Genomic DNA, 1,620 nt, shown 5'->3' with positions numbered 1-1,620 from the left:
CCCGTCAGCAGACCCTGCGTGCCGTCGTCGACTGGTCCTGGGACCTGCTCGACGACGCCGAGCGCGCCGTCCTGCGCCGGCTGTCCGTCTTCGCCGGCGGTTGCGACCTCCCCGCCGCCGAAGCGGTCTGCGCGGACGCCCCCCGGGCCGGGCGACCTCCCCGGACGTCCGTGCCGCGCCACGACCGTGGGAGCCCGCGGCCCCTCAGGGGCCCCGACGGATCCGCCGGGGTCGCCGACGCCCTCGGCTCGCTCATCGACAAGTCCCTGGTCGTCGCGACCCCCACCGCCCTCGGCGAGATGCGCTACCACCTCCTCGAAACCGTCGCCGAGTACGCGGCCGGACGGCTGGACGAGGCCGGCGAGCGCCCGGCCGTGGAGCGCCGCCACCTCGTGCACTACCGGGAGCTGGCGCGTACGACCGATCCACTGCTGCGCGGCCCGGAACAGCTCGTCGCCGGGACGGTGTTCCGGACCGAGTACGAGAATCTGCGCACCGCGCTGCGCCGCGCCGTCGCCGCCCGCGACGAGCAGGAGGCGCTCCATCTGGTCCTCTCGCTGTCCTGGTACTGGCAGATGCGGGATCTGCGCACCGAGGCCCGCCACTGGACCGGCGCGGTGGGCGCGCTCGGCCCCGACCCCTTCGCGGCCCCGGTCACGCCCGCGCCGCCGGTCTTCGAACGGTTCACGGACGCCCCGCCGCCCATGTCGCCGGAGCTGCTGGCGGAGGCCCGGCGTGGCAACGCGCTCATTTTCATGATCTTCATGAATATGAGCGAGCAGGGCTGGGGCACCCCGGAGAGCCTGGCCAGGCTGCGCAGGGTCACCGCGACCTATCGGCCGGGGCTGCCGCAGACCTGCCGCAATCCGGGCACGCTGTGGTTCTTCGCCGTTCTGATGACCGGCGAGCTGGACCTGCTCAAGGACATGCTGGACGAAACCGTCCGGGCGTGCCGCGCGTACGGATACGAGTGGGAGCTGGCCGCCGCGCTCCAGGCCAGGGCCAATGTGCTGGCCAACCGTGGCGAGTGGGCGGGTGACGCGACCAGGGACGCGGATGAGGCGCTGGAGATGTTCACCCGCCTCGGGGACGCCTGGGGCACGGCCGAGGCACTGTCCGCGCGCGGCGAGGCCCGGGAGCAGCGCGGTGATTACGAACTGGCGGCCCAGGATTTCACCACCGCCGTCACCTACGCGGAGCGGATCGGCGCCCGGATCCAGGCCGCGGTGCTCCGGGCCCGGCTCGGCGGGGTACTGCTGGAGGCGGGGCAGGAGGAGCGCGGCGAGGCGCTGCTCCGCGAGGTGCTCGCCGAGCACGAGGACACGGACAACGAGTGCACGGCCGTCGCCCGGATCTATCTCGCCCAGTGGATCGGCCGTACGGGTCGCCGCGATGAGGCCCGGAGCGAGCTGTTGCGGCTGCTCGACCAGTTCCGGTTGAGCCCGGTGGCGGTCTTCGAGGGCATCGTGCTCGGCTGCCTCGCCTGGCTCGACCTGGTGGACCGGCGGTATCGGCAGGCTCTGGACCGGGCCCGCGAGGCGCTGGGCAGGGCGCGGGACCCGCTGTCCACGATGCTCGCCCCGCAGATGGCGGCGCTGCAACTGGTCACGGCGGCCGGCG

Annotated in this window: 1 protein-coding gene; it reads left to right on the top strand. The window is 73.7% G+C overall.

Features of this window, described 5'->3' with window-relative positions:
* Positions 1 to 1,620: ATP-binding protein (locus ACWF94_RS40205; protein ID WP_453500210.1), on the top strand; the 1,620-nt coding region annotated here is incomplete at both ends.

The sequence above is a fragment of the Streptomyces sp. NPDC055078 genome (assembly GCF_053607985.1).
Note: the sequence above shows the minus strand (reverse complement) of the source record. Positions and strands in the feature narration are given on the sequence as shown.